Source organism: Adlercreutzia muris (genome assembly GCF_008831045.1).
In the GTDB taxonomy this organism is placed as follows: domain Bacteria; phylum Actinomycetota; class Coriobacteriia; order Coriobacteriales; family Eggerthellaceae; genus Adlercreutzia; species Adlercreutzia muris.
On record NZ_WAJS01000025.1, the window covers coordinates 18,772 to 42,680 of the forward strand.

General features: G+C 67.4%; 20 protein-coding genes. 19 read left to right on the forward strand and 1 reads right to left on the reverse strand.

Annotated elements, in window-relative coordinates; translation table 11 throughout:
• Position 1: 1 nt before the first annotated feature.
• From F8D48_RS11670 to F8D48_RS08415, 13 genes are all read left to right on the forward strand, one after another.
• Positions 2 to 2,299, forward strand: coding sequence for a hybrid sensor histidine kinase/response regulator (locus F8D48_RS11670; protein WP_170272781.1), 2,298 nt, complete (start codon positions 2 to 4; stop codon positions 2,297 to 2,299).
• The gene (locus tag F8D48_RS08360; RefSeq protein ID WP_151431160.1) at positions 2,296 to 3,654 is read left to right on the forward strand and encodes an ABC transporter substrate-binding protein; all 1,359 of its coding nucleotides are present in this window, start codon (positions 2,296 to 2,298) and stop codon (positions 3,652 to 3,654) included. The genes F8D48_RS11670 and F8D48_RS08360 overlap by 4 nt, the downstream gene beginning before the upstream one ends.
• A 140-nt stretch (positions 3,655 to 3,794) precedes the next feature.
• The gene (locus F8D48_RS08365; RefSeq protein ID WP_151431163.1) at positions 3,795 to 5,012 is read left to right on the forward strand and encodes a prephenate dehydrogenase; all 1,218 of its coding nucleotides are present in this window, start codon (positions 3,795 to 3,797) and stop codon (positions 5,010 to 5,012) included.
• A complete protein-coding gene (gene aroA / locus F8D48_RS08370; RefSeq protein ID WP_151431165.1) occupies positions 5,002 to 6,336 on the forward strand; it encodes a 3-phosphoshikimate 1-carboxyvinyltransferase in 1,335 nt (444 codons plus the stop codon). The genes F8D48_RS08365 and aroA overlap by 11 nt, the downstream gene beginning before the upstream one ends.
• The gene (gene cmk, locus F8D48_RS08375; protein WP_151431167.1) at positions 6,336 to 7,007 is read left to right on the forward strand and encodes a (d)CMP kinase; all 672 of its coding nucleotides are present in this window, start codon (positions 6,336 to 6,338) and stop codon (positions 7,005 to 7,007) included. Before aroA ends, cmk begins: the two co-directional genes overlap by 1 nt.
• A 215-nt stretch (positions 7,008 to 7,222) precedes the next feature.
• A complete protein-coding gene (locus F8D48_RS08380; RefSeq protein ID WP_151431169.1) occupies positions 7,223 to 8,137 on the forward strand; it encodes a lysophospholipid acyltransferase family protein in 915 nt (304 codons plus the stop codon).
• Positions 8,138 to 8,139: 2 nt separating this feature from the next.
• Entirely contained in the window at positions 8,140 to 9,012 is an 873-nt protein-coding gene (gene ispH, locus F8D48_RS08385) for a 4-hydroxy-3-methylbut-2-enyl diphosphate reductase (protein WP_028027164.1), read from the forward strand.
• A 7-nt stretch (positions 9,013 to 9,019) separates the two neighbouring features.
• The gene (locus tag F8D48_RS08390) at positions 9,020 to 10,699 is read left to right on the forward strand and encodes a DUF512 domain-containing protein (protein WP_151431172.1); all 1,680 of its coding nucleotides are present in this window, start codon (positions 9,020 to 9,022) and stop codon (positions 10,697 to 10,699) included.
• 57 nt (positions 10,700 to 10,756) lie between these two features.
• Positions 10,757 to 12,070: a ribosome biogenesis GTPase Der gene (gene der / locus F8D48_RS08395; protein ID WP_151431174.1), complete on the forward strand. Its 1,314-nt coding sequence runs from the start codon at positions 10,757 to 10,759 to the stop codon at positions 12,068 to 12,070.
• Between the two features lie 3 nt (positions 12,071 to 12,073).
• The gene (plsY, locus tag F8D48_RS08400; protein WP_240806289.1) at positions 12,074 to 12,790 is read left to right on the forward strand and encodes a glycerol-3-phosphate 1-O-acyltransferase PlsY; all 717 of its coding nucleotides are present in this window, start codon (positions 12,074 to 12,076) and stop codon (positions 12,788 to 12,790) included.
• A complete protein-coding gene (locus tag F8D48_RS08405; protein WP_151431176.1) occupies positions 12,781 to 13,779 on the forward strand; it encodes an NAD(P)H-dependent glycerol-3-phosphate dehydrogenase in 999 nt (332 codons plus the stop codon). The genes plsY and F8D48_RS08405 overlap by 10 nt, the downstream gene beginning before the upstream one ends.
• 589 nt (positions 13,780 to 14,368) lie before the next feature.
• A complete protein-coding gene (locus F8D48_RS08410) occupies positions 14,369 to 16,957 on the forward strand; it encodes an ATP-binding response regulator (protein ID WP_205717363.1) in 2,589 nt (862 codons plus the stop codon).
• Positions 16,954 to 18,279 carry an ABC transporter substrate-binding protein gene (locus tag F8D48_RS08415; protein ID WP_151431178.1) on the forward strand — a complete coding sequence of 442 codons (1,326 nt, stop codon included), beginning with the start codon at positions 16,954 to 16,956 and terminating at the stop codon, positions 18,277 to 18,279. Before F8D48_RS08410 ends, F8D48_RS08415 begins: the two co-directional genes overlap by 4 nt.
• A gap of 4 nt (positions 18,280 to 18,283) precedes the next feature.
• Here the strand turns inward: F8D48_RS08415 and F8D48_RS08420 are convergent, their stop codons facing one another.
• The gene (locus tag F8D48_RS08420; RefSeq protein ID WP_205717364.1) at positions 18,284 to 18,745 is read right to left on the reverse strand and encodes a methylated-DNA--[protein]-cysteine S-methyltransferase; all 462 of its coding nucleotides are present in this window, start codon (positions 18,743 to 18,745) and stop codon (positions 18,284 to 18,286) included.
• 117 nt (positions 18,746 to 18,862) lie between these two features.
• Between F8D48_RS08420 and rpe the strand changes: the two genes are divergently transcribed.
• The 6 genes from rpe to rpmB all read left to right on the forward strand — a co-directional run bounded on the left by rpe (position 18,863) and on the right by rpmB (position 23,675).
• A complete protein-coding gene (rpe, locus tag F8D48_RS08425) occupies positions 18,863 to 19,573 on the forward strand; it encodes a ribulose-phosphate 3-epimerase (RefSeq protein ID WP_151431182.1) in 711 nt (236 codons plus the stop codon).
• Positions 19,574 to 19,577: 4 nt separating this feature from the next.
• Positions 19,578 to 20,780, forward strand: a complete 1,203-nt coding sequence (locus F8D48_RS08430) for a cysteine desulfurase family protein (protein WP_151431184.1) — start codon at positions 19,578 to 19,580, stop codon at positions 20,778 to 20,780.
• Between the two features lie 8 nt (positions 20,781 to 20,788).
• A complete protein-coding gene (locus F8D48_RS08435; protein WP_151431186.1) occupies positions 20,789 to 21,604 on the forward strand; it encodes a histidinol-phosphatase HisJ family protein in 816 nt (271 codons plus the stop codon).
• A gap of 51 nt (positions 21,605 to 21,655) precedes the next feature.
• Positions 21,656 to 22,576 carry a Nif3-like dinuclear metal center hexameric protein gene (locus F8D48_RS08440; RefSeq protein WP_240806290.1) on the forward strand — a complete coding sequence of 307 codons (921 nt, stop codon included), beginning with the start codon at positions 21,656 to 21,658 and terminating at the stop codon, positions 22,574 to 22,576.
• Positions 22,577 to 22,676: 100 nt separating this feature from the next.
• Positions 22,677 to 23,396 (forward strand): zinc ribbon domain-containing protein, encoded by a 720-nt coding sequence (locus tag F8D48_RS08445; protein ID WP_151431188.1) that lies wholly within the window; start codon positions 22,677 to 22,679, stop codon positions 23,394 to 23,396.
• An 87-nt stretch (positions 23,397 to 23,483) separates the two neighbouring features.
• On the forward strand, positions 23,484 to 23,675 hold the full coding sequence (gene rpmB / locus F8D48_RS08450) for a 50S ribosomal protein L28 (RefSeq protein WP_016308562.1): 192 nt from the start codon (positions 23,484 to 23,486) through the stop codon (positions 23,673 to 23,675).
• Positions 23,676 to 23,909 lie beyond the last annotated feature (234 nt).

Sequence of the window (23,909 nt, forward strand, 5' to 3'; positions counted from 1 at the left end):
CGTGAACCGAGGAAAGTACATCGCCATCGTGGCCGTAACGGCGCTGCTGATCACGGGGGCCGCCTGCGTGTATCTGGCGCAGCTGTCGGCCACGGTGAGCAACAACCTCATGACCTCGGTGGACGAGATTTCCCGCCATGACGTGGAGACCATCGAGGGTGCCTTGGATGACGCCTACGGGCGGTTGGACGCGGTGGTCAAGCGCATGGGGGTCTACGAGGTGCGCGACGTGCACGAGGCCCAGGAGCAGCTGAATTTAGAAGCTGCCTCGTCTAATTTGTTCAACGCCCTGTACCTCATCGACGACCAGGGCGTTCTCTACAGCAGCTCCTATCTCGTGCTGGATGCCGACGAGCACAGCTACGACGAGCTGCTCAGGGGAGAGCGCGGCCATTTCGCCACGCTGTACGACGACGAGATGGGGCGCTTGGAAACCACCAAGGAGTCGCTCATCTTCGGCGTCGATCTGGACAACCTGCGCATCGGCGAGCACACCTTCGTGGGGCTGCTCGGCCGCAGCGATCTGTCGGCCATCTCCAACCAACTCGTCATCGAGAGCTTCGGCGACCAGGGCGTTTCCAGCGTGGTGGACGCCGAGGGGTACTACATCGTCAGCGCCAGCCCCGCCACCGACCTGGCCGGTCGCGACAACTTCTACGCCATGCTGGAATCCGGCTCCATCGAGGGCGGCGTCACCATCGAGGACGTGCGCCGCAACATCGCCGAGGGGGCCAGCTTCGTCATCAACTGCACGACCGGGGAAGGGGAGCGGCTCGTCATGTCCTTCGCGCCGGTGGAGGGCACTGCCTGGTCGTTCATCATGGCCGTGCCCACCGAGGTGTTCGCCCAGCGCTTCGCCCCGTTCATGGCCCTTACGGTGGGCATGATCACGGCCACCCTCGTGGTGGTGGGCATCATGATGGCCCTCATCCTGCGCTTCGTGCGCCAATCGGCGCGCGCCCGGGCCGAAGTGGCCGCCCGCACCGAGTTCCTCTCCAACATGAGCCACGAGATCCGCACGCCCTTAAACGGCATCATCGGTCTGAACCACCTGATGGAGCGCCATATCGACGACAGGGAGGCCATGGCCGGCTACGTGAGCCGGCTCGGCAAGGCGGCCCAGTACCTGCTCTCGCTCGTGAACGACATCTTGGACGTGTCGAAGCTGCAGGCGGGGAAGGTGACGCTCGTCCATGAGCCCTTCGACGCGATCGGGATGATCGAGAACGTGTGCGCCATGCAGCGCGAGCCCGTGGAGGTGCGCGGCATTCGCTTCGAGCGGAATTGCGACGGGGTGAGCCGCCCTTATCTGGTGGGCGACGAGGTGCGCATCAGCCAGGTGCTCATGAACATCCTGTCCAACGCCGTGAAGTTCACCCCCGAGGGCGGCACCATCACGCTGACGGCGAGCGAGTTCGTGGCCGCGTCGGGGCGCGAGGCCCAGCTGACCATTGCCGTTGCCGATACCGGCTGCGGCATGACGCCGGAATTCCAGCGGCAGATCTTCGACGTGTTCACCCAGGAGCGCAACAGCAACAGCGAGTCCCAGAAGGGCACCGGGCTCGGCATGTCCATCAGCTACCTGCTGGTGCAGCAGATGGGCGGCACCCTGACGGTGGAGAGCACGCTGGGCGAGGGATCCTGCTTCACGGTGAAGCTGCCCCTGCCCCTGGATCCGGCCCGCTGCGACGACACGGCGGCTGAGGGGGCTGCGGGGCAGGCGGCCGAGAAGCCTTCTGCGGAGGAAGCGGCCCGCGCGGAGGCGGCGGGCACGGCGGTCGCGGTTGGGAAAGCTACCGCTGGGGGAGCGGATGTCGATTCTGCGAACGTGAGAGCTGCCGCAGCCGAGGGTGCGGATGCAGCGACAGGCGAGCTGGCGGCCGCCGAGGCGTCTGAGCCGGTCGCGAGCGCGCCGGTGGAGATTCTCGTGGCCGAGGACAACGAGCTGAACGCCGACATCATCGCGAGCATCCTCACCGAAGAGGGCTTCGCGGTCACGGTGGCCTGCAACGGCGCCGAGGCCGTGGCCGCCTTCGAGGCGTCGCCGACGGGGCACTTCGCCGCCATCTTCATGGATGCCCAGATGCCGGTTATGGACGGCTACGCGGCGGCCCGGGCCATCCGCGATCTGCCCCGCGACGATGCGGGCACGGTGCTCATCTTCGCCTGCACCGCCTCCACGTTCGAGGAGGACCGCCGCCGGGCCTTAGATGCGGGCATGGACGATTTCCTGCCCAAGCCCCTGAACGTGGGGCTCATGCTGCAGAAGTTGGAAGCCGTGCGAAAGGGGCTGTCATGAGCGAGACGGGCCGCCGAGTCCACTGGACGGATCGTTTCCTGACCCGGCGCGGTTTCATGGCCGCAACGGCGCTGGGGGCCTGCGCCGCGGCGGGGCTGCATGCCTGCGCACCATCGAGGGAAGAGCCCGTGCACCTCGTGGTGAAGGTGCCGCGCACCGGTCACAGCGTGGTGTTCGACGAGAGCATCACCCAGGTTGAGACCGTCATCGAGGCCATGGCCGACGACTTCGCCGCCACCTACGAGGCCCGGCCCGTGGAGGTGGAGGTCATCGTATTCGAGCAGAACCAGTACGACGAGGCTGTGACCGACTCCTTCGATACCGACAAGGCACCCGACGTGCTCTACGGCGACTACTTCAACACGTCCACCTATGTTCACACCGGGCGCGTGGTGCCGCTGGACGACATCATCGCGCCCGACCTGCGTGCCGATGTGTCCGATTACCTGTGGGACGCCAGCACGGTGGAGGGCCGCGTGTACCTGATGCCCTATCTGGCGCGGCAGAACGTGCTCGGCTACAGCAAGGAACTGTTTCGCCGGGCGGGTCTGGACCGCTTCATCGCCGAGGGGCGCATCGCCGCTTGGTCGCTGGATGAGTGGACCCATATCCTGGATACCCTGGCCGCCGAGCTGCCCCGGGGCACCTTCCCGCTGATGATGTACGCCGCCTCGCCCCAGGGCGACACCCATATCATGACGCTGCTGCGCTCGGCGGGCTCGTCCTTCTACGACGAGACGGGGCATTTCGCCCTCTCGCGGCCCGAGGGGGTGGCGGCTCTGCGCTGGATTCAGGAGGGGGTGGGCCGCGGGTGGTTCCCGCCCCACGCCGAGAACCTGGAGATCGAGGACTGCTCCAGCCTGTTTCGCGCCGGCCAGCTGGCCATCTACATGGTGAACAACGCCTCCATCACCCGCTATGGCGACACGGTGGGGCTCGTGAACTTCCCCGGGCCCGACGAGGACGGCTGCGCCACCACCTTCGTCTCGGGTTTCCAGGTGTTCGACAACGGCGATGAGACGTCCGTGCAGGTGGCGAAGGACTTCATCTCCTTCGTCTACGGCAGCGATCGCTGGCTCGACTTCGCCGCCGGGGCCCTGCCGGCATCGAACCGTGTGGCCGAGCGCTACGGCGACGCCATTCCCGCCTACGACCTGTTCGTCGGCAACATCGGCAACGTGGTGGACTTCACCGGCGAGACCCCCGACACCCTGGCCGTGCGCGAGGCCTTCCACCTTTGCATCCGCGATTTGCTCATGGGCAAGGTATCGCCCGAAGAGTGCGCCGCCGCCCTCGATGAGCGCTGCAACGCCGCCATCGACGAGGGCTGGGCCCAAAGCCGGTTGCACGAGTAGGGGAGCGGGGCGCGGCCCGGGCGCGGGTCCCGCTCGTCCTCCGTCGTTCGCGGGGATTGGGCGAATCGCGGGGTGGGGGTGGCCTCGTTCGTATACAATGGGAGGCGACTGGTACCTGATCGAGTAGGACTCTCATTTTCATGACTGATTCTGATGCATTGAACGACGCCGCACCCGAGGCGGCGTGCGCGGCCGATGCCCCTGCGGCCGCCGCGGCCCCCTTCGCCTCGGTGGCCGTCATCGGCTTGGGGCTCATCGGGGCCTCGCTGGCCGCGGCTTTAGCCGACAAGATGCCCTCTGTGCGCGTCTTCGGGGTGGATACCGACCCAGCTGCCTGCGCCACCGCCGTGGAGCGCGGCTGGTGCGCGGAGGCCGGCGGTCCCGACGACGCGGCCTTCCGCGCCTTCGTCGAGGGCCCCTGCGAGCTTGTGGTCATCGCCACGCCCGTGGCGGCGGTGGACGACTACCTCACCCGCCTGCGCGACTGGGGCTATACGGGGCTCGTCACCGACACCATCTCCACCAAGGGCCACATCCTGGCCGCCGCCGAGGAACTTCTGCCCGCGCCTGCGCGCTACGTGCCGGGGCACCCCATGGCCGGCTCCGAGCAGAGCGGCATCGCCGGGGCCCGCGCCGATCTGTTCGAAGGCGCGAACTGGATCCTCTGCCCCGACGAGCGCACCGCCCCCGAGGACTTCCAGCACCTTCACGAGTTCGTGTGCGGTCTGGAGGCCCGCGTGGTGTCGCTGCGCCGCGAGGAGCACGACGCGGCTGTGGCCATCGTGAGCCATGTGCCCCACATGGTGGCCTCCTCGCTCATGCAGCTGGCCAGCGCGCACGCCGACGACACCGGCTCCATCATGCGCCTGGCCGCCGGCGGTTTCAAGGACACCACGCGCATCGCCGCCGGGTCCCCGAAGCTGTGGTGCGGCATCGCCTTCGACAACGCCGAGGCGCTGCGCGACGGCCTGGCCGAGATGGCTGCCATCATCGGCTCGTTCGCCGACGCCCTGGCCGCGGGCGACCGCGACACCTTCACGCGCCTGCTCGCCGAGGCCGCCGAGGCTCGCCGCGCCCTGCCCGCCGCCTGGGTGCCTTCCACCGAGAAGCTCCTGGAGGTGCGCATCCCCATGGTGAACCGCACCGGCGTGGTGGCCGAGGTGTGCACCATCGCCTCGTCGGTGGGCTGCAATATACAATCCATTGACATCGACCATATTAGCGAGGGCAACGCCGTGCTCTCCCTCATCCTGACCGATGAGGGCGATATCGGCCAGCTGTCGCTGCAGCTGATCAACGCCGGTTTCTCCGTATCGTTCAGTCCCCTTATGCCGAAGGAGTACGCTCATGTCGACTGAGAACCTGCCTCCCTATACCACCATCGAGCCTCTGGGCGGCGTGCTCTCAGGCGCCTGCCGAGTGCCCGGCGACAAGTCCATCTCGCACCGCGCGGTGCTCTTCTCGGCCATGGCCGAGGGCACCTCGCATCTTGAGGGCGTGCTGGATTCGGAAGACGTGCGCGCCTCCATCCGCGCCGTGGAGGCCCTGGGCGCCACGGTGGAACTGCGCGCCCAGGCCGACGGCACGCTCGCCGGCACGGTGGCCGGCTGGGGCGCGGAAGGCCCGAGCCAGCCCGACGCGCCCATCGACTGCGGCAACTCCGGCACCACCGCCCGTCTGCTCATGGGTGTTGTGGCGCCGTGGGACATCGCCGTTGCCATCACCGGCGACGCCAGCCTGCAGAAGCGCCCCATGCGCCGCATTGTGGCCCCGCTTGCGAAGATGGGCGCCACCTTCGAGCCGGAATCCCCCGAGCACCTGCCCATCACGGTGCACGGCACCCGCCGTCTGCGCGCCATCGAGTACGCGAGCCCCATGGCCTCGGCCCAGCTGAAGACCGCCGTGCTTCTGGCCGGCACCTTCGCCGAGGGTGCCACCACGGTGACCGAGCCCGCGCCCTCGCGCAACCACACCGAGCTCATGCTGCCCGAGTTCAACGTACCCACCACGGCCGGCACCCGCGTGGCCGGCGTGGAGGGTCCCGCCGAGATGCTCGCCTCCGACGTGGTGGTGCCCGGCGACCCCTCCTCGGCCGCCTTCATCGCCGCCGCGGCCCTGCTCACGCCCGGCAGCTCCGTCGCCATCGAGAACGTGTCGCTGAACCCGGCCCGCATCGGATTTGTGCGCACCCTGGAGCGCATGGGTGCCGACATCGAGGAGACTTACGGCGGCGCCGAGGGCAAGGAGCCCCGCGGCACCCTGCGCGTGCGATTCACCCCGACCCTGCGCGGCTGCGAGGTGCCCTCCCAGCACATCGCCTCGGTCATCGACGAGATTCCCGTGCTGGCCCTGGTGGCGGCCCATGCCCGCGGCATCACGGTGTTCCACGAGGTGGGCGAGCTGCGCGTGAAGGAATCCGACCGCCTGGCCGCCATCATCGAGGGCCTGGCCCAGCTGGGCGTGGACGCCTGGGAGGAGGGGGACGACCTGCTCATCGAGGGCAACCCCGACCTCACCGTGCCCGAGGGCCTCGTGTTCAACTCCCACGGCGACCACCGCCTGGCCATGACCTGGGCGCTCGTGGGCGCCTGCGGGTCGGTGCCCGTGAATGTGACCGATTTCACCTGTGTGGCCGTAAGCTACCCCGATTTCCTCACCGACCTGAAGGAGCTGGTGCGCTAATGATCGTCGCCATCGATGGGCCCTCCGGGGCCGGCAAGTCCACCGTGGCCAAGGCCGTGGCCAAAGAGCTCGGTTTCTCCTGCCTGGATACGGGCGCGATGTACCGCGCCATCGCCTGGCAGGCGCTGCAGAACGGCGTCTCCCTCGACGACGAGGCGGCCCTGGGCGAGATCGCCCGCACCTACGAGATCGCCTTCGGCCACGTGGAAGGCGACCCGGTGCCCAAGCGCGTGTTCATCGGCGATGCGGAAGTGACCGACGCCATCCGCACGGCCGAGATCGATCGCGCCGTGAGCCCCACCTCGGCTGCCCCCTCGGTGCGCGCCGCCCTGCTCGACCAGCAGCGCCGCATCGGCAACGGCGGCGATTATGTGGTGGAGGGCCGCGACATCGGCACCGTGGTGTTCCCCGATGCGGCCGTGAAGGTGTTCCTTACCGCATCGGACGAGGAGCGGGCCCACCGCCGCGTGCGCCAGAACGTGGACCGCGGCATCGGCTCCATCGACTACGAGGAGGTGCTGGCCGACCTGCGTCGCCGCGATGCGGCCGACTCCTCCCGGGCCACCGCGCCCCTGCGCGCTGCTGAAGACGCCGTGCAGATCGACTCCACGAGCCACTACATCGAGGAGGTCATCGACCAGATCTGCACGCTGGCGCGGGAGAAGATGTAGGAGCGGCTCCCCGCCGGTCGGAGTTGCCGGGCCAGTTTGAGCGAGGCAAAGCGAAGCGGAAGCGCGGGGTGCCTTGACCGAGCGAGTTCCGCAGCGACTGAAACAGGACTTAACGTCCTGTTTCACAAAGCGAGGACTGTCTGAGCGAATCAAGGTACCGCGTGGTTCCGCCCGCGAGGAGATGCAGCGGAAGATAAGCATTGGAATGGAGCTTTATGGGTCTCTTTCTGAAATACTCCGAGATGTGGGACATGGACCTGGGCGGCCGCGACCGCTCCCATGAGATTCCCCACTGGTTCGGCAACCTCGTCTACGTGGTCGTGGGCGCCGTGTGCAAGCTGCTGTTCCGCTACCGCGTGGACAATCGCCAAAAGCTGCGGGCGTTCCAAGGGGCCTCCGGAGCGCTGGTCGTCTGCAACCACACGTCGTTCTTCGATGTGGTGTTCATGTACCTGGCCGCGCGGCCGAAGCAGTGGGTGCGCCTCATGGGCCGCGATACGCTGTTCGGCAACGCCGGCGGCCTGCTCGGCCAGATTCTCTCGCGGGTGGGCGCCTTCCCCGTGAAGCGCGACACGGCCGACATGACTTCCATCAAGCGGGCCGTACGCATGCTGAAGAACGACGAGCTCGTGGGCATTCTGCCCGAGGGCACCCGTCGCGGCAAGACCGATCGGGTGGCCTCCATCCACGCTGGGGTCTCGGTTATCGCCCGCATGGCGAAGGTGCCCATCCTGCCCATGACCGTGCGCGGCGTGGAGAAGATCAAGAACAAGGGGGAGCGCGTGCGCTTCCCGAAGGTGACCGTGGACTACGGCGACCCCATCCTGGTGTCGGACTTCGACTTCCTGCCCAAGGAGGAGCGCGTGGAGGCCTGTACCTGGTACGCCATGCGCGAGAGCTTCGCCCTGTTCTACCGCGTGCCTGCCGAAGACGTGGACATGGTGGCCCTGTTCCCCGAGACCCGCGACTACGCGCCGGTGTTCGCCGAGCACCCCATCCCGCACCACACGAGCGACGAGCTGGCCTGCGCCGCCCGCGCTGTCCGCGCCGAGAAAGAGGCCAAAGCCGCTGCCAAGGCCGCGACGGCCGCCGCCAGGGCCGAGGGTGCCGAGGAAGGCGAGGGGGAGTAGCCATGGAAGTGATTCGCGCGAAACGGGCTGGGGCCTGCTACGGCGTGCAACGGGCCCTGGACATGGCCGCCGAGGTGATCGAGGCGGGCGGGCGCGCCTATACCTTGGGGCCGCTCATCCACAACCCCCAGGTGGTGGACGAGTTGGCGGCCCGGGGCGCTGCGGCCGTGGCGTCGGTGGAGGACATTCCCGCCGCGGCCAGAACCGATGCCGCGGCCGCTGACGAGGCACCGGCCGTGGTCATTCGCTCCCACGGGGTGACGCCCGAGGTGCTGGGGGCCGTGGTGGAACGCGGCTTTTCCGTGGTGGACGCCACCTGCCCCCATGTGTCCCGCGCCCAGGCCGCCGCGGCCGAGCTGGCCCGGGAGGGCTGCCGCGTGGTGGTGCTCGGCGAGGCAGGGCACCCCGAGGTGGAGGGGCTCACCGCCTGGGCCCGCCAGGCCGGCGGCAAGGTGGATGTGGTGGCCGGCCCCGGCGAGATTCCCGCGGGGCTCTACGATCCGGTGGGCGTGGTGGCCCAGACCACCCAGCGCAAGGAGAACCTGGAAGCGGTGGTGGCCGCCCTGCGCGAGCAGGGGCTCGACCCCATCGTAAAGAACACCATCTGCTCGGCCACGCGTCAGCGCCAGGAGGCCGCCGCCGATCTGGCCTCGGCGGTGGACGCCATGGTGGTCATCGGCGGCCGCAACTCGTCGAATACCACGCGCCTGGCCGAGGTCTGCGCTCTTACCTGCCCGCGCACCTTCCATATCGAGTCGGTCGACGAGTTGGAAGCGACGGCCTTCGCCGGCTGCCGCCGCATCGGCGTCACGGCCGGCGCCTCCACGCCCGAGAACCAGATCGCCTCCGTGGAGGCCTTCTTGAAGACTCTGTAGGCAGCCAATGGCCACCTATCCCGGCAAGGACATCGAGCGGGCAGCGCAGGCTGCTTGCGGCTCTGCCTCCGACGCAGGTGCCGGCGCCTTCGGTCCCAGCGCGCCCTGCGCCGGTTGCGGCGCTGCCGCCTTGACACCTGCCCAGGCGGCGGCCGCAGCCTGGGACGGTCCCGTGGCGCCCATCGCCGCCGTGGAGCCGGAGAGCCCCGCCGACGACGCGGGCTTCACGGCCGGCTGCTACCTCACGACCGTGGACGGCCAGCCTGTGCGCGACATCATCGATTGGCGGTGGCTCGCGGCCGAGGATGCCATAGCGGTCGGCTACATCGATCTCGATGGCGAAGCGGGCGAAGTGGAACTGGAGCGCGAGGCGGGGGAGCGCTGGGGCTTCGAGTTCGACGGCGTGCTCTTCGACAAGGTGAAGCTCTGCCGCAACGCCTGCGTGTTCTGCTTCATGCGCCAGCTGCCCGAGGGTGTGCGCCCCTCGCTCGTGCTGCGCGACGACGACTTCCGCCTGAGCTTTTTGTCGGGCACTTTCGTCACGCTCACGAACCTGAGGCCCGAAGACGAGGCCCGCATCATCGAGCAGCACATCAGCCCCTTGCGGGTGAGCCTGCACGCGAGCAACCCCGAGCTGCGCCGCTCCATGATCGGCAGGCACGCCCAGCACGGGCTTGACGCCCTCGATCGTCTGCTCGCCGCCGGCATTAAGGCTCACGCGCAGATCGTGCTCATGCCGGGGGTGAATGACGGCGATGCCCTGCGCGAGACTTTGGAATGGGCCTGGGCGCGGCCGAACATCCAGAACGTGGGCATCGTGCCCTTGGGCTTCACGAAGCACCAGACGGCCCTGCACGAGAGCTTCACGGGCCCCGAGGCGGCTCTGGGCGTCATCCGCACCATCGAGCCCTTCCAGGCCCGCGCCCGCACCGAGCGGGGCGGCCCGTGGGTATTCGCCGCCGACGAGTTCTACGTGAACGCCTTCGGTGCGGAAACCCCCGCCCATATTCCTCCCGCCAGCGATTACGGCGACTACGAGATGTTCGAGGACGGCATCGGCATCGTGCGCTCCTACGTGGACGAGTTCGCCGCCGCCTGCGAAAGCGGCCTAGCGGCCCGCGCCGCCCGGGTCTTGGAGGACGCCGGTCTTACCGCTCGCTTCATCGTCGGCGAGGCCATGCAGCCCTTCCTCAACGCCATGATCGCGGACAGCCCCCTGGCGGGCCGCCTTGTGCCCCTCACGGTAGGGAACAACTATTTCGGCGGCAACGTGAACGTCACCGGCCTTCTGTGCGGCTGCGACATAGCCCGAGCGATCAAGGCTGAGATAGGGGAAGAAGCCGCCCCCAGCGAGGAAGAGGACGGCTCGCTCGTGACTGAGCAGGGAGGCGACGGCGGGTGTCCCAACCGAGCGAGTTCCGCAGCGACTGAAACAGCCCAGTGGGCTGTTTCACCAAGCGAGGACTGTCTGAGCGAATTGGGATGCCCGCCGTCGCATCCCGGACAAGTCCCCGCAGGCGAGCTGTTCCTCATCCCCAAGGTCATTTTGAACGACGACGGCGTCACGCTTGATGACATGACCGTGCAGGATATCGAAAACGCGGCGGGGGCGGCCGTTTGCGTGGTATCCTGTAATCCGCTCGACTACCTGCCGGAGATCATCGCCCTGGCTGACGGTCGTTTGTAGGAGCCAGTCGTCCGGCGCAGCCCCGCGCCCGGCCCAACCATAGATAAGAGGAACATCATGGCACTTCCCATCGTCGCCATCGTCGGCCGCCCCAACGTGGGCAAGTCGACGCTGGTCAACCGCATCGCCCAAACGAGCGAGGCCATCGTCCACGAGATGCGCGGCGTCACCCGCGACCGCAGCTACCACAAGGCCGACTGGAACGGCGTGGAGTTCATGCTCATCGACACCGGCGGCATCGAGATGGGCGACGACGACGTCTTTCAGGGCTCCATCCGCGCCCAGGCTTTCGAGGCTACCCGCGAGGCCGATGTCATCATCTTCCTCGTAGACGGCAAGACCGGCATCAACGCCGACGACGAGGAAGTGGCCCGCATCCTGCAGCGCACTAACAAGCCCACTTTCCTTGCCGTGAACAAGATGGACAACCCCGCCCGCATGGACGAGGTGTGGGAGTTTTACGCGCTCGGCCTGGGCGACCCGTGGCCCGTGAGCGCCCAGCACGGCAACGGCACGGGCGACTTGCTCGACGAGGTGGTGGCCGAGCTGCGCAAATGCGACCTCACCCCCGAGGAAGAGGTGGAGGCCATCAACGTGGCCATCATCGGGCGCCCGAACGCGGGGAAGAGCTCGCTGACCAACAAGCTCACCAACAACGATCGCTCCATCGTGAGCGACGTGGCCGGCACCACCCGCGACGCCATCGACACCCTGGTGGAGCACGACGGCCAGATGTACCGTATCGTGGACACGGCGGGCCTGCGCCGCAAGAGCCAGATCGACGAGGACGTGGAGTACTACGGCTTCGTGCGGGCCATGCGCGCCATCGACCGGGCCGACGTGGCCCTGCTCGTCATCGACGGCACCCTGGGGCTTACCAATGAGGACCAGCGCGTGGCGGGCTATGCCGCCGAGCGCGGCTGCGCCATGGTGATCGTGCTGAACAAGTGGGACATCGTAGAGGGCCCCGAGGCCAAGGAGAAGATCCGCGAGCGCATCGAGGACCGCATGACCTTTGTCGGCTACGCGCCCGTGGTGGCCATCTCGGCGCTCACGGGCAAGCGCGTCGACCGCATCTGGGACGCCATCGACACCGTGTACGCGAACTTCAGCCGCGCCATTCCCACCAACCAGCTGAACAGCTGGCTCGCCGGCATCCGCGAGACGGGCCACACCGTGTCGAAGGGCAAGGCCGTGCTGCGCATGAAGTACCTCACCCAGACCGGTGCCTGCCCGCCGTATTTCACCTTCTTCGTGAACCGCCCCGATGTGGTGGACGATAACTACGAGCGCTACCTGGAGAACCGCATGCGCGAGGCCTTCGACCTCACCGGCACCCCCATCCGCTTCAAGTTCAAGAAGAAGGACTAGGCCGTGGACACCGTCATCACCTACTTGACCCTGTCGTTCATCGTCTCGTTCCTGCTGGGATCTATCCCCTGGGGCGTCATCGTCTCGAAGCTGGCCTTCCACAAGGACATCCGGGAAGAGGGAAGCGGCAACATCGGCACCACCAACGCCTTCCGCGCCATGGGGAAAGCGGGCGGTGCGGTCGTGTTCCTGCTGGACTTCGGCAAGGGCGTGCTGTCGGGTTGGCTCGCGGCTTGGGTGTTCGCCCCGGCTATTGCCGGCGTGGCGGTCGATGGCACCGCGGCTGAGGGTCAGGCCCTGCTTGCCGCCTTCGGCCCAACGGGCGTGAACCCCGTCTCACTGTGCCTGGCCCTGGCCTTCGCCGGCTGTACCCTCGGGCACATCTTCAGCCCGTGGCTCAAGTTCAAGGGCGGCAAGGGCATTGCTGTGGCCGCCGCCTGCCTGCTGTTCGTCTACGGCCCCGTGGGCTTCTTCATCGAGATCGCGGTGTTCGCCCTCGGCATCCTCATCACTCGCTGCGTGTCGGTGGGCTCCATCGCCGCGGCGGTGGTGTGCCCGCTTTTGGGCCTCTACTTCTACTGGGGCCATTGGGTGTCGTGGGTCATCATCGCCGCTACGGCGCTCGTGGTCATCTGGGCCCATCGCGCCAACATCGGCCGCTTGCGCGCCGGTACCGAGAACAAGATCGGCAGCAAGAAGAAGGAGCGTCCATGCGCGTAGCCGTTATCGGAGCGGGTAGTTGGGGAACGGCGCTGGCGCTGGTACTGGCTGAGGCCGGTCACGACGTGATGCTCTGGGCCCGCACGGCCGAGGTGGCCCGGGCCATCAACGCCGAGCATCGCAACCCGCGCTATCTGTCCGACTACCGCCTGCCCTCAGCCATCTGCGCTACAGCCGACTACGCCGAGGCCGCAGACGGTGCCGAGGCCGTGGTCATCGTGACCCCGTCGGCGGCCCTGCGCTCCGTGGCCCGCGATCTGGCTGCGCTGATCGCGCCCTATACGCCCGTGGTCATCTGCTCGAAGGGCGTGGAGGAGCAGACGGGCCTGTTGCCCATCGACACCTTCGCCGCCGAGTTGGGCAACGGCGACCGGCTGGCGGTGCTGTCGGGCCCCACCCATGCCGAGGAGGTCATTTGCCGCAAGCCCTCGGCCGCTGTCGTGGCCTCGTCTTCGGAGGCCACGGCGCTGTTCTTCCGCGATCTGTTCGCCACCCGTTTCTTCCGCACCTACACCTCCGACGATCCCGTGGGCGTGGAGCTGTGCGCCGCCTTCAAGAACGTCATCGCCATCGCCGTGGGCATCAGCTACGGCATGGGTTTTGGCGACAACACGGCGGCCCTGCTCATCACCCGCGGCCTGGCCGAAATGAGCCGCATGGTGGTGGCCGTCGGCGGCGAGGCCCTCACCTGCATGGGTTTGGGGGGTGCCGGCGACATGGTGGTCACCTGCATGTCCCAGCACTCGCGCAACCGCCGCTTTGGCGAGCAGTACGTGGCCCGGGGCCTTACCCTGGACGACTTCACGGCCCAGACCCACATGGTGGTGGAAGGGGCCATCGCCTGCAAGACCCTGCGCACCTTAGAGGAGCGCTACGGGGTGGAGCTGCCCCTGACCGATACGGTGCGCAGCGTGGTGTGGGAGGGCGTGAATCCCCGCGAGGCCGCCGCCGTCCTCATCGACCGGCCTCTCAAGTCTGAGTTCTACTAGGTCGTCCGGGCCGTCCGGGCCGTCCGGCTCTGGGTTCGGGGTAGGGGCGCCGTGCTCGGGCAGTCCTCGCTTGGGAGAACAGGACATTTAGTCCTGTTCTCGTCGCTGCGGAATCTGCGCGCGGACCCCCACCCCGAACCCAGAGCCTGCTTTGCCAACGCTGAATTGTTCACCTGCATTATCAGGTTTCACCTGGTAAACGATGCGCATACGGAGGCGCAACCGACGGGCCTTCTCGCTGTCGTGGGAGCGAGAAGGCCTTATTGTTGTCATCAGCCGAGCGGGGAAGGCACGAAAGCGAGCCCGATCCGCGCGGACCTTGACAACATTTCCAGAGCTTCCGTCGCACCGTCTCCTGCGTGAACCCTCCTCTCTCCTCTCTCTCAAAACCCTCGCGGCGGAAACCAAGTCCATGCGCACGTTTCCCCTTCTCCTCCGTGCGTACTGAGATGGCGGCCCTCCGGTTCCCCTGCCGGAGGGTCGTTTTTTATAGGGGAAAATAACCCATCACCAGGGGAGCGTCGGTTTGCCCTTGCAGTTTTCCCTCTGATACCGTACCGTTATCAAATGGTTGAATAAGGAGGAGACTGTGGCGGAACGCGAAGCGAAGAGCGGCGAGAAGAGAGCCTATGGCCGTTGGGTCATCGTCGTCCTCGTGATCTTCGTCGCCATGGGTGCCTCCATCTACGGCGTGGCGCGGCAGACCTACGACGATATGTCCGATGCCGCCATCCGCAATCTCAACGAGAATCTGAACCTCATCGAAAACACCGTCGAGGCCATCATGCGCAGCGAGGCGGAGTTCCAAGAGCTCATCGCCGAGGAGATTGCCGCGGCACCCGATCCAGAGGCCTATATCCTCAACTTGCGCAATAACGACACCACGGCCAAGCTGTCGGTGGTGCTGGAAGGACAAAGCGAGGGCATCTCCAACGACGGGGCGCCCTTCAGCCCCGCCGATCTGGACTTCACCGCCGGGGGCACGGTCATGGGGCTGCCCATTTCGCAGTCCTACGTGAACTACATGGGCACCTGGGCCTACACCATCGCGTGTCCTATCGAGCGCGACGGCAGCGCTATCGGCACGCTGTACGCCGAGTACGTCTACGACGCCATCGACCAGTCCATGCCCGAGGGGTTCTACGACAAGCAGGCCGTGCTGTACCTGATGGATGCCGCGAGCGAACGCTTCGTGCTGAAGCCCGAGGGCATGGGCGAGCGCGATGCGGGCCATCTGAACCTGGAGGACTTCTATCGCGCCAACAACGTGGTGGACGATGAGACGCTGGCCATGGTAGGCCAGGGCATCGCCGATAAGGCCTCGGTAATGTTCGCCCACCAGGTGAAGGGGCGCGAATCGCTGTGCTACCTGTGGTCCATCAACGGGGGCACCACCTATCTGGTGGGATACGTGCCCATGACCGCCATCCAGCAGGAGGCCCAGGCGGTCAATGCCGCCATCGCGCTCGTTATCGGCATCGCGGCGGCGGCCTTCATCCTGTGTGTGGCCATCTACGCCTACAACCGCCGCAAGCAGCTGCAGATCCAGCGGGCGCGGGAGGCCGAGCGCGCCCGGCACAACGAGCAGCTGGCCCAGGCGCTGCGGGCGGCCGAGGTGGCCAACGAGTCGAAGTCGGCCTTCCTCGCCAACATGTCCCACGACATCCGCACGCCCATGAACGCCGTGCTCGGCTTCACGGCCATCATTGCGAAAGAGGCCGACGATCCGGCCAAGGTGCGCGACTGCGCCAGCAAGATCATGGCCTCGGGACGCCACCTGCTCGATCTTATCAACGACGTGCTGGATATCTCGAAGATCGAGAGCGGTAAGGCCACCATGACGCTGGAGGAGTTCGACCTGGGCGATTCGCTCGTGGCCGTCGAGTCCATCATCGCCCCCATGGCCCGCCAGAAGCACCAGGTCTTCCGCACCGAGATCAGGGGCGTGAACCACGAGCACGTGATCGGGGACGAGACCCATCTGAATCAGATACTCATCAACCTCTTGTCCAACGCCGTGAAGTACACGCCGGAGGGCGGTCATATCTGGCTGCGTTTCATCGGCTTGCCGCAGCATTCGAGCCAGTTCGAGCGCATTCGCATCGAGGTGGAGGACGACGGCTACGGCATGACTCCCGAGTTTCTGGCCACCATCTTCGATTCCTTTACCCGTGCCGAGAACAGCACCACCAACAAGGTGCAGGGAACGGGTCTGGGCATGTCCATCACCAAGAGCCTCGTGGAGCTCATGGGCGGCACGATCGAGGCCGAGAGCACGGAGGGGGTCGGCTCGCTGTTCCGGGTCGATCTGGAGCTGCGCATTCCCGATGAGCAGGCCCAGGGCTTCTTCTGGCGGCAGCAAGGCATTCAGTCCATGCTCGTAGTGGACCCCACGGCGGCCGGCCGCGAGATCGCCCAGGCCCAGATGGAGGGCACGGGCGTGCGCGTGGATGTCGTAGAGCGGGTGCCCGAGGCCTTCGCTCTCGCCGAGACCGCGGCGGGGACGGGCGGCTACCAGGTGCTGCTGCTCTGCTGCGATCGACTGGACGAGGGCGCTGCGGCCACGGCCGAGGCCCTGCGGGCGGCGGCAGCCCCCGGCGCGGAGGTGTCGCTTCCGGTTGTATTCGTGGTGGACCACCACTTCGATATCGAGGAGGACGTGGTGCTGCCGGCGCGTACCGGCGTGCTGGCGCGGCCCTTCTTCCTGTCCACCTTGAAGCGCAAGATCGAGGACATCGCCGGGGTCGGGGAGGCGGCCGAGGCCGCGGCCTACGATGCGGTGCTGCAGGGCAAGCGCTTCCTGGCCGCCGAGGATAACTTCCTGAACGCCGGCATCCTAACTGAGCTGCTGGAGTTGGAAGGCGCCACGGTGGAGATCGTGGAGAACGGGCAGCTCGCCGTAGAGCGCTTCGAGGCCTGTGAGCCCGGGGAGTTCGACGCCATCCTCATGGATGTGCAGATGCCGGTGATGAACGGCCATGCCGCGACCCGCGCCATCCGCGCCCTTGAGCGCCCCGATGCCCGTACCATCCCCATCATCGCCATGACCGCCGATGCCTTTGTGGAAGACGAGAAGGCGGCCCTTGCCGCCGGCATGAACGCCCATGTGGCGAAACCCCTGGAGATCGCCGACCTGAAGCGGGCCGTCGATCGCCTTGTCGAGAAAGGACGCCCATGAGCGCGCGTTTCCCCGTTCGCCTCCGTCGCACGGCTGCTCTGGCTGCCGTGGCCCTGCTGTGCGCGGCCCTGACGGCCTGCGCCTCCGGCGAGGGGGCTCGGAACTTGGCCGTGCAGGACAGCGACGCGGCCGCGGCCGCGGTCAATTTCTTCAGCCCCATGGAGAAGGCCAGCCCCGATGCCGACAACACGGCCCGCACTGCCAGCGATCTGACCATGGCCATGGCCGAGGAGCAGCTGGGCTTGACCATGGCCTACCGCACCTACACGGCCGAGGACTACCAGGATAAGACCTACGACGAGGTCTGCTTGGAGCGGGTGCGCAGCGCCAAGGACGATCTGTACCTGCTGAATGCCGACGTCATCGTGGCCTTGGGGGCAGAGGGCAAGCTGGCCGATCTGTCGGGGCTCGCCTGCGCCCAGAACCTGCGCGAGGAGGTGCGCGTCGCCAACACCGTGGACGGCAAGTTGGTGGCCATTCCTCAGGAGGTGGTGGCCTACGGCCTGTTCGTGAACAAGGACATCTTCAAGGAGTGCGGCCTCGCCGTGCCGAGCACCCCCGAGGAATTCCTTGAGGCATGCCGCGTGCTGAAGGAGAAGGGCTACGACACGCCGGTGGGCGCCAACCGCTGGTGGCTGGAGACCTTCGTGTTCGCCCAGGCCTACGCCGATTTGTACAACGGGGGCGACATCGAGGCCGAGGTGGCGGCCCTGAACGCCGGCGAGGCGCGCTACAGCGACTACATGCGCCCGGGCTTCGAGTTCTTGAAGGCGTTGATAGATCGCGGCTATATCGATGCGGAGAACGCGCTTAAGAGCGAGGCCTTCGAAGGGGCCGGCGAGGGCGACGACTTCATGGCGGGGAAGTGCCCCATGGTCGTGGCCTACTGGGGCGCGGCGAACACCGACACCGCCTACGGCAATCCCTCCTTCACCATGGAGGTGGTCGGCTTTCCGAGCGAGCGCGGGCCGATGCCCGTGCTGTCCATGACCGGTTACGGGGTGAGCGCGGAGGCCGAGCATCGCGATGATGCGCTGGCGGTGATGGATGTGATCTTGTCCGATGAGGCGCTGCAGCTGTACGCCGAGACCAACCGCGTCATCTCGCCGTCGAAGAACGTGGCCGTAGATTGCGTGGAGCCGCTGCGGCCCCTGAACGATCTGGTGCAGGCCGACACCTACGTGCTGGCCTCCAACGCCGGCATGGACGTGGAGCAGTGGGGCAATGTGTGCCTTATCGTGCGCGACCTTCTGGCCGGCGCCTCGGTGGACGAGTGCATGGCGAAGCTGGACGCGCTGCAGGACGAGGCGATGGGGAAGTAGGGCGCTACCGTGAATTTTGCTGTTCCAGGTTCAGCAGGGCGCTCTCCACGGGGCCGGTGGGCTTGCCCGTGACGCTGACGACGCGATGGGCAGGAATGAGGATGGCCAGCGGGCTCTTCCTCACGGCGGCGCCCACGGCGCGGTAGGCCTCTGCCGCGCCGATGGTCGCGGCGATCTCGCGGGTGGTGCGCGTTTGACCGTAGGGGATGTTCGTCAGAGCCTTCCATACCTCGTGCTGGAAATCGGTGCCCGCTGGGGCGTAGGCCACGGTGAAGGCGGTTCGCTTGCCGGCGAGGTACTCCATGACCTGGTTGGCCGCCTCGGTGGTGATCGCGGTGGCACGGCCCGTGCCGGGCAGTGCGGCCTCGCCGAGAACGACAGCGGTGACGGCCTGCCCGTCGGCGCCGATGGTCACCGGGCCGAAGGCGGTGGGGTAGGTGAAGAAGGTGCGCTCGTCGCGGGCCAAGGGTGCTCCTCGCTCTTGGGGTGCAGGTTTGCCGCTGGAGGCCATTATACGCTGCCGCGCGGGGCCCCGTGCGCTAAAATAGCGTCACTGGAACTTCGCGAGATGAGGATGCGCATCATGTACCAACCGGTGAAAATCGCCCCGTCCATCTTGTCGGCCGACTTCATGCACTTGGCCGACGACATCGCCATGATCGAGCAGGCCGGCGCGGCCTTCGTCCATATCGACGTCATGGACGGCCACTTCGTTCCCAACCTGACCATGGGGGTGCCGCTGCTGAAGCAGCTCAAGGCCGCCACCTCGCTCGTCTGCGACGTGCACCTCATGATCGACAACCCCCTGACCGAGATCCCCTGGTTCATCGAGGCCGGGGCCGACCTGGTGAACGTGCACGCCGAAGTGCTCACCGAAGAGGAGCTCGTGCGCGCCGTGGCCATGATCCACGAGGCCGGATGCAAGGCCGCCGTGGCCCTTAAGCCCAAGACCCCGGTGTCTGTCTTGGCGCCGGTCATCGCCGACTTGGATATGGCGCTCGTCATGTCCGTGGAGCCGGGCTTCTCGGGCCAGAGCTATATCGCCGGCAGCGACCGGAAGGTGGCTGAGGTGGCGGCCCGTGCCCGGGCGGCGGCCAACGAGGCCATGCTCATCCAGGTGGACGGCGGTATCGGCGAGGTTACCGCCCCGCTTGTGGCCGCGGCCGGCGCCGACGTGCTCGTGTGCGGCAACGCCGTGTTCAAGGCCGCCGACCCGGCCGCCGCCCTGCAAACGGTGCAGGCGGCGGCCGACGTGGCGCGCCTGACCGCCCTGGCCGGCGGCGCGGAGGCGTAGGGCCATGGACAACGCCACCGAGTTCCCCGTCTACCTCGACTACGCCGCCACGGCTCCTCTCGGCGAGGAGGCGGCCCGGGCCATGGAGCCCTTCTGGATGCCGGGGCCGGCGAACCTGCCAGCCGGGGCCAATGCCAACGCCCTCTACGGCGCGGGCCGGGCGGCCTTCGATGCCATGGAAGGGGCCCGGCGCCGTCTGGCCCGCGCCCTCGGCGCCCGCCGCCCCGATGAGATCGTCTTCACCTCCGGGGCCACCGAGGCCGACGACGCGGCCATCGCGGGGCTCGTGGCCGCCGCCCGCGACCAGCGGCGCCTGGCCGGCCAGGGAGGTCGTCCGGTTCATGTGATAACCTCGGCCATCGAGCACGACGCAGTGCTCGCCCCCTGCCGCCGTCTAGAGTCCGAGGGCGTGCGCGTCACCTACCTGCGCCCCAACCGCCAGGGTTTCATCGAAGCCCGCGTCCTGGAAGAGGCCCTCACTCCCGACACGGTGCTCGTGTCGGTGCAGGCGGCCAACTCGGAGGTGGGCTCCATCCAACCCATCGCCGAGCTGGCAGCCCTGGCCCACGGGGCCGGCGCCCTCTTCCACACCGACGCCGTGCAGGCCCTGGGGAAGATGCCGCTCGACCTGGAGGCCCTGGCCGTGGACGCCGCCTCCTTCTCGGCCCACAAGATCGGCGGCCCGAAGGGGGTGGGCGCCCTGTACTTGAAGGCCCGCACCCCCTTTGCCCCGTTCCTCCTCGGCGGCGGTCAGGAGGGCGGCCGGCGCAGCGGCACTCAGAATGTGGCCGGCATCGTCGGCTTCGCGGCGGCCTGCGAGGCGGCCCAGGGGTGCCAGGAGGACGAATCGGCGCGCCTGCGGGCCCTGCGCGATCGGCTCTACGGGGCCCTCGGGGCCCTGGGCGGCTTCCAAGCTACGGTGGAGGTGGACCCGGGCAGCCGCGACTTCCTCCCCAACATCGTGCACGTGCTGGCCGACGAGTGGGAGAGCGAGACCATGGTGCTGCGCTTCGATCAGCTCGGCTTCTGCGTGGCCGGCGGCAGCGCCTGCTCGTCCCATTCCCTGGAGCCGAGCCACGTGCTCAAGGCCATGGGCATCGGCGGGGACGAGGTCTACAACGCCCTGCGCATCTCCATGGGCCGCTACACCACCGAGGCGGACATCGACGCCTTCGCGAAGGCCGCCCAAAAAGTTCTGAACTGGTAAGGAGCCCTATGGAACTCGTCAACACCCACTGCCACTGCGTGTACTCCGGCCACGGTGCCGGCTCTGTGGCGGAATATGCCGACGCCGCAGCTGCCGCCGGCCTGACCACGCTTGCCTTCACCGAGCACTTCCCGCTGTCGGGCGCCTTCGATCCCGACCGCTACCTCTCCATGACCGAGGAGAACCTGCCGCGCTACTTGGCCGAGATCGAGGCCGCCCGCGCCGCCCATCCCTCGGTGGAGTTCATCGTGGGCACCGAGATGGATTACCTGGGGGATTTGGAGGACCGCGCCTTGGACGAGGCGGCCCTGGCTCCCTTCGCCTTCAAGCTCGGCAGCGTGCACTTCATCGACGGCTGGGCCTTCGACGACCCGGCCCAGCGCTCCCGCTGGGAAGAGCCCGGCGCCCCTGATGCCATCTGGCGGCGCTACGGCGAGCTGTGGTGCGAGGCCGCCGCGAATCGAACGAACCCCTACGACGCCATGAGCCATCCCGATCTGGCGAAGAAGTTCGGCTTCTACCCGACCTTCGATCTGGGGCCCTTCTACGAGGCCATGGCCGAGGCGGCCCGGGCCGGCGAGCGCATGGTGGAGGTGAACACGTCGGGGGCCTATTACGCCTGCGCCGAGATGTTCCCGGCCCCGGCCCTGCTGGCGGCGTTTCGCCGGGCCGGCGTGCCCTGTACCGTGGGCTGCGACTCCCACGATCCGGCCAACGTGGCCCGCGACATCCGCCGTGCCTACGACCTCATGTACGAGGCGGGCTATAGAAGCGTTACCGTCCCGACAGCCACGGGGGACCGCCGAAGTATTACCATCGAATGAGGAAATCGGCGCTGTGGGCGCCGGTGACGACGACGAAGGAAGCTGATCGCTATGGGTCTGTTCAACAAGGGGGAGCGCGGCAGCGCTCCGATGAAGCGGGACGCCCTGTCCCGCCGCGGCTCGGCCGAGCTGGCGCGCAAGTCGTTCTCAATGACCGTGGGCGCCCTGGAGAAGGCGCTCCTGAAGGAGTTTCCCGCCGAGGACGCCGAGGGCTGGGACCGCACGGGGCTGCTCGTGGGGGAGCGGGCCCTGCCCGTGGCCCGGGTGGCCGTGGCCCTCGATCCCACGGTGCGGGCCATCGAGGAGGCGGCTGCGGCGGGGGCCAACGTGCTCGTCACCCATCACCCGGCCTTCCTCGCCGCCCCCGACGCCTTCGCTCCCGAGCCGTCCGTGGCGGCAAGCCCCGGGGCCGGGGTGTGGGCGGCCATCCGCCACCAGGTGGCCCTCATGGATTTCCATACGGCCTTGGACGTGAGCCCCCAGGCCGCCCGGGTGCTGCCGGGCATGCTGGGCCTGAAGTTCACGGGGAAGGTAGCCGAGCCCGCGGGCGCGTCGCGCCGGGCCGGCTACGGCCAGATCTGCGAGGTGCCCGCCAACGGGGAGGCTCCGGAGACTCTGGGGCGCCTTGCGGCCCGCTGCACGGCGGTGTTCGGCCGCGCCCCGCGGGTGTGGGGCGATGGCGCCGCGCCAGTGCGCCGGGCGGTCACCTGCACCGGCTCGGCGGGCGACACGGGGGCTGCGGCCCTGGCGGCCGGCGCCGACGTCATCGTCTGCGGCGAGATAAAGTACCACGCCGCTCTGGAGCTCTCTCAGGCGGGGCTCGCCGTTATCGAGCTGGGCCACGATGCCAGCGAGCTGCCCCTCGTGGCGGTGCTCGCCGAGGCCCTTGACCGGGCCGGCGTGCCTGATCACGCCATCGTTCTCATCGACCAATCCGAGAATTGGTGGTATCCCGAGGCCGTGCGCGTCTAGCAGCTCGCCGAACTCCATAGAATTTTTCCGTCGCCCCCTCCCACGGAGGGGGTTTTCGCCTATCATGGGTACATTCACCGGACGACGAAGGAGACGTGCCATGGACGCCACACGGGAAGATATCGAGGGCCTGTTCGAGTTGCAGCGCATCGATCTGGAGATCATGCGCCTCACCAAGGAACTCGACGAGCTTCCCCAGCGGGCCATCATCATGGCCGCCCGCGACAAGAAGGCCGAGATCCAGGCCAAGGGCGAGAAGGTGGCCGAGCTGAAGCGGGCCACCATGAAGAGGATCACCCGCATCGACGACGAGGATGCCTCCCTGGCCAAGAAGGAGGCCGGCGTCCAGGCGGCCATCGACGCGGCCCACGGCGACTTCCGCAACGTGGAGGCCCGTACCAAGGAGCTGGCCGGCATCGTGCGCCGGCGCGGCACCATTGCCGAGGATCGCGCTGCCATCCAGGCCGAGCTCGACAAGATCGGCGCCATGGAGGCCCAGATCGCCTTGGCCGTCGAGGAGATAAGCGCCAAGGAGCAGCAGGCCATCGACTCCTTCCAGAAGCAGGGGGGCGAGCTGAAGCTGGCCATCGCCAAGCTGGAGGCGGCCCGCGGCCCGGTAGAGGCCAAGGTGAACGACGATCTGGCCCGAGCTTACGATCGCATCGTTGCCCGTTCCGGCGGCGTGGCCATCGGCGTGCTCGATGACAGCCGCTGCGGCGTGTGCCGCATGCCCATCGAGAGCGGCCGCCTCATCGACCTGCGCAGCCAGGCGCCGCTCGGCATCTGCCCGGCGTGCAAGCGCCTTTTGGTGATCGCATAAATTTCTCTTGTAACAGCCGGTAGGGCTGTGGTATATTAACAAGGCTGTGTCTTAAACAAGTAATTTGGTTTAACGGAGTTGATAGCAATGTCGAAGGTTTGCGAAGTTTGCGGTAAGCACCCCGTCGCTGGTCGTAGCATCAGCCACTCCCATCGTGTGAGCAACCGCATGTTCCGTCCGAACATCCAGAAGATCACCATCCGCGACGCGAAGGGCCATGTCCGCCGCGCCAACGTGTGCACCTCCTGCATGAAGGCCGGAAAGGTCGAGCGCGCTTAAGCTCTCTTCCCGAAGTGCTCGAAGCTCGAAAGCCCGCCTCGCGGGCTTTTCGCGTCTTGCCTGCGAAGATCCCGCGCAAAGCCCGCCTTGCGGGCTTTTTCCGTTTGGGTTGATTCGCGAAGTTAGCCGAACGGCCCACTTTGCTCGGGAGCTTCGGATGCATTCTCGGACTCAGCCCAACGCCTTCACGGCGAAAAAGGATGCGTTTCGAGCGTTCGGCTGAGTCTGGAGAGC

Coding starts and splice junctions, on each gene's coding strand:
- F8D48_RS08360 (WP_151431160.1), top strand. CDS start 2,296: ATGAGCGAGACGGGCCGCCGAGTCCACTGGACGGATCGTTTCCTGACC.
- F8D48_RS08365 (WP_151431163.1), top strand. CDS start 3,795: ATGACTGATTCTGATGCATTGAACGACGCCGCACCCGAGGCGGCGTGC.
- aroA (WP_151431165.1), top strand. CDS start 5,002: ATGTCGACTGAGAACCTGCCTCCCTATACCACCATCGAGCCTCTGGGC.
- cmk (WP_151431167.1), top strand. CDS start 6,336: ATGATCGTCGCCATCGATGGGCCCTCCGGGGCCGGCAAGTCCACCGTG.
- F8D48_RS08380 (WP_151431169.1), top strand. CDS start 7,223: ATGGGTCTCTTTCTGAAATACTCCGAGATGTGGGACATGGACCTGGGC.
- ispH (WP_028027164.1), top strand. CDS start 8,140: ATGGAAGTGATTCGCGCGAAACGGGCTGGGGCCTGCTACGGCGTGCAA.
- F8D48_RS08390 (WP_151431172.1), top strand. CDS start 9,020: ATGGCCACCTATCCCGGCAAGGACATCGAGCGGGCAGCGCAGGCTGCT.
- der (WP_151431174.1), top strand. CDS start 10,757: ATGGCACTTCCCATCGTCGCCATCGTCGGCCGCCCCAACGTGGGCAAG.
- F8D48_RS08405 (WP_151431176.1), top strand. CDS start 12,781: ATGCGCGTAGCCGTTATCGGAGCGGGTAGTTGGGGAACGGCGCTGGCG.
- F8D48_RS08415 (WP_151431178.1), top strand. CDS start 16,954: ATGAGCGCGCGTTTCCCCGTTCGCCTCCGTCGCACGGCTGCTCTGGCT.
- rpe (WP_151431182.1), top strand. CDS start 18,863: ATGTACCAACCGGTGAAAATCGCCCCGTCCATCTTGTCGGCCGACTTC.
- F8D48_RS08430 (WP_151431184.1), top strand. CDS start 19,578: ATGGACAACGCCACCGAGTTCCCCGTCTACCTCGACTACGCCGCCACG.
- F8D48_RS08435 (WP_151431186.1), top strand. CDS start 20,789: ATGGAACTCGTCAACACCCACTGCCACTGCGTGTACTCCGGCCACGGT.
- F8D48_RS08440 (WP_240806290.1), top strand. CDS start 21,656: ATGGGTCTGTTCAACAAGGGGGAGCGCGGCAGCGCTCCGATGAAGCGG.
- F8D48_RS08445 (WP_151431188.1), top strand. CDS start 22,677: ATGGACGCCACACGGGAAGATATCGAGGGCCTGTTCGAGTTGCAGCGC.
- rpmB (WP_016308562.1), top strand. CDS start 23,484: ATGTCGAAGGTTTGCGAAGTTTGCGGTAAGCACCCCGTCGCTGGTCGT.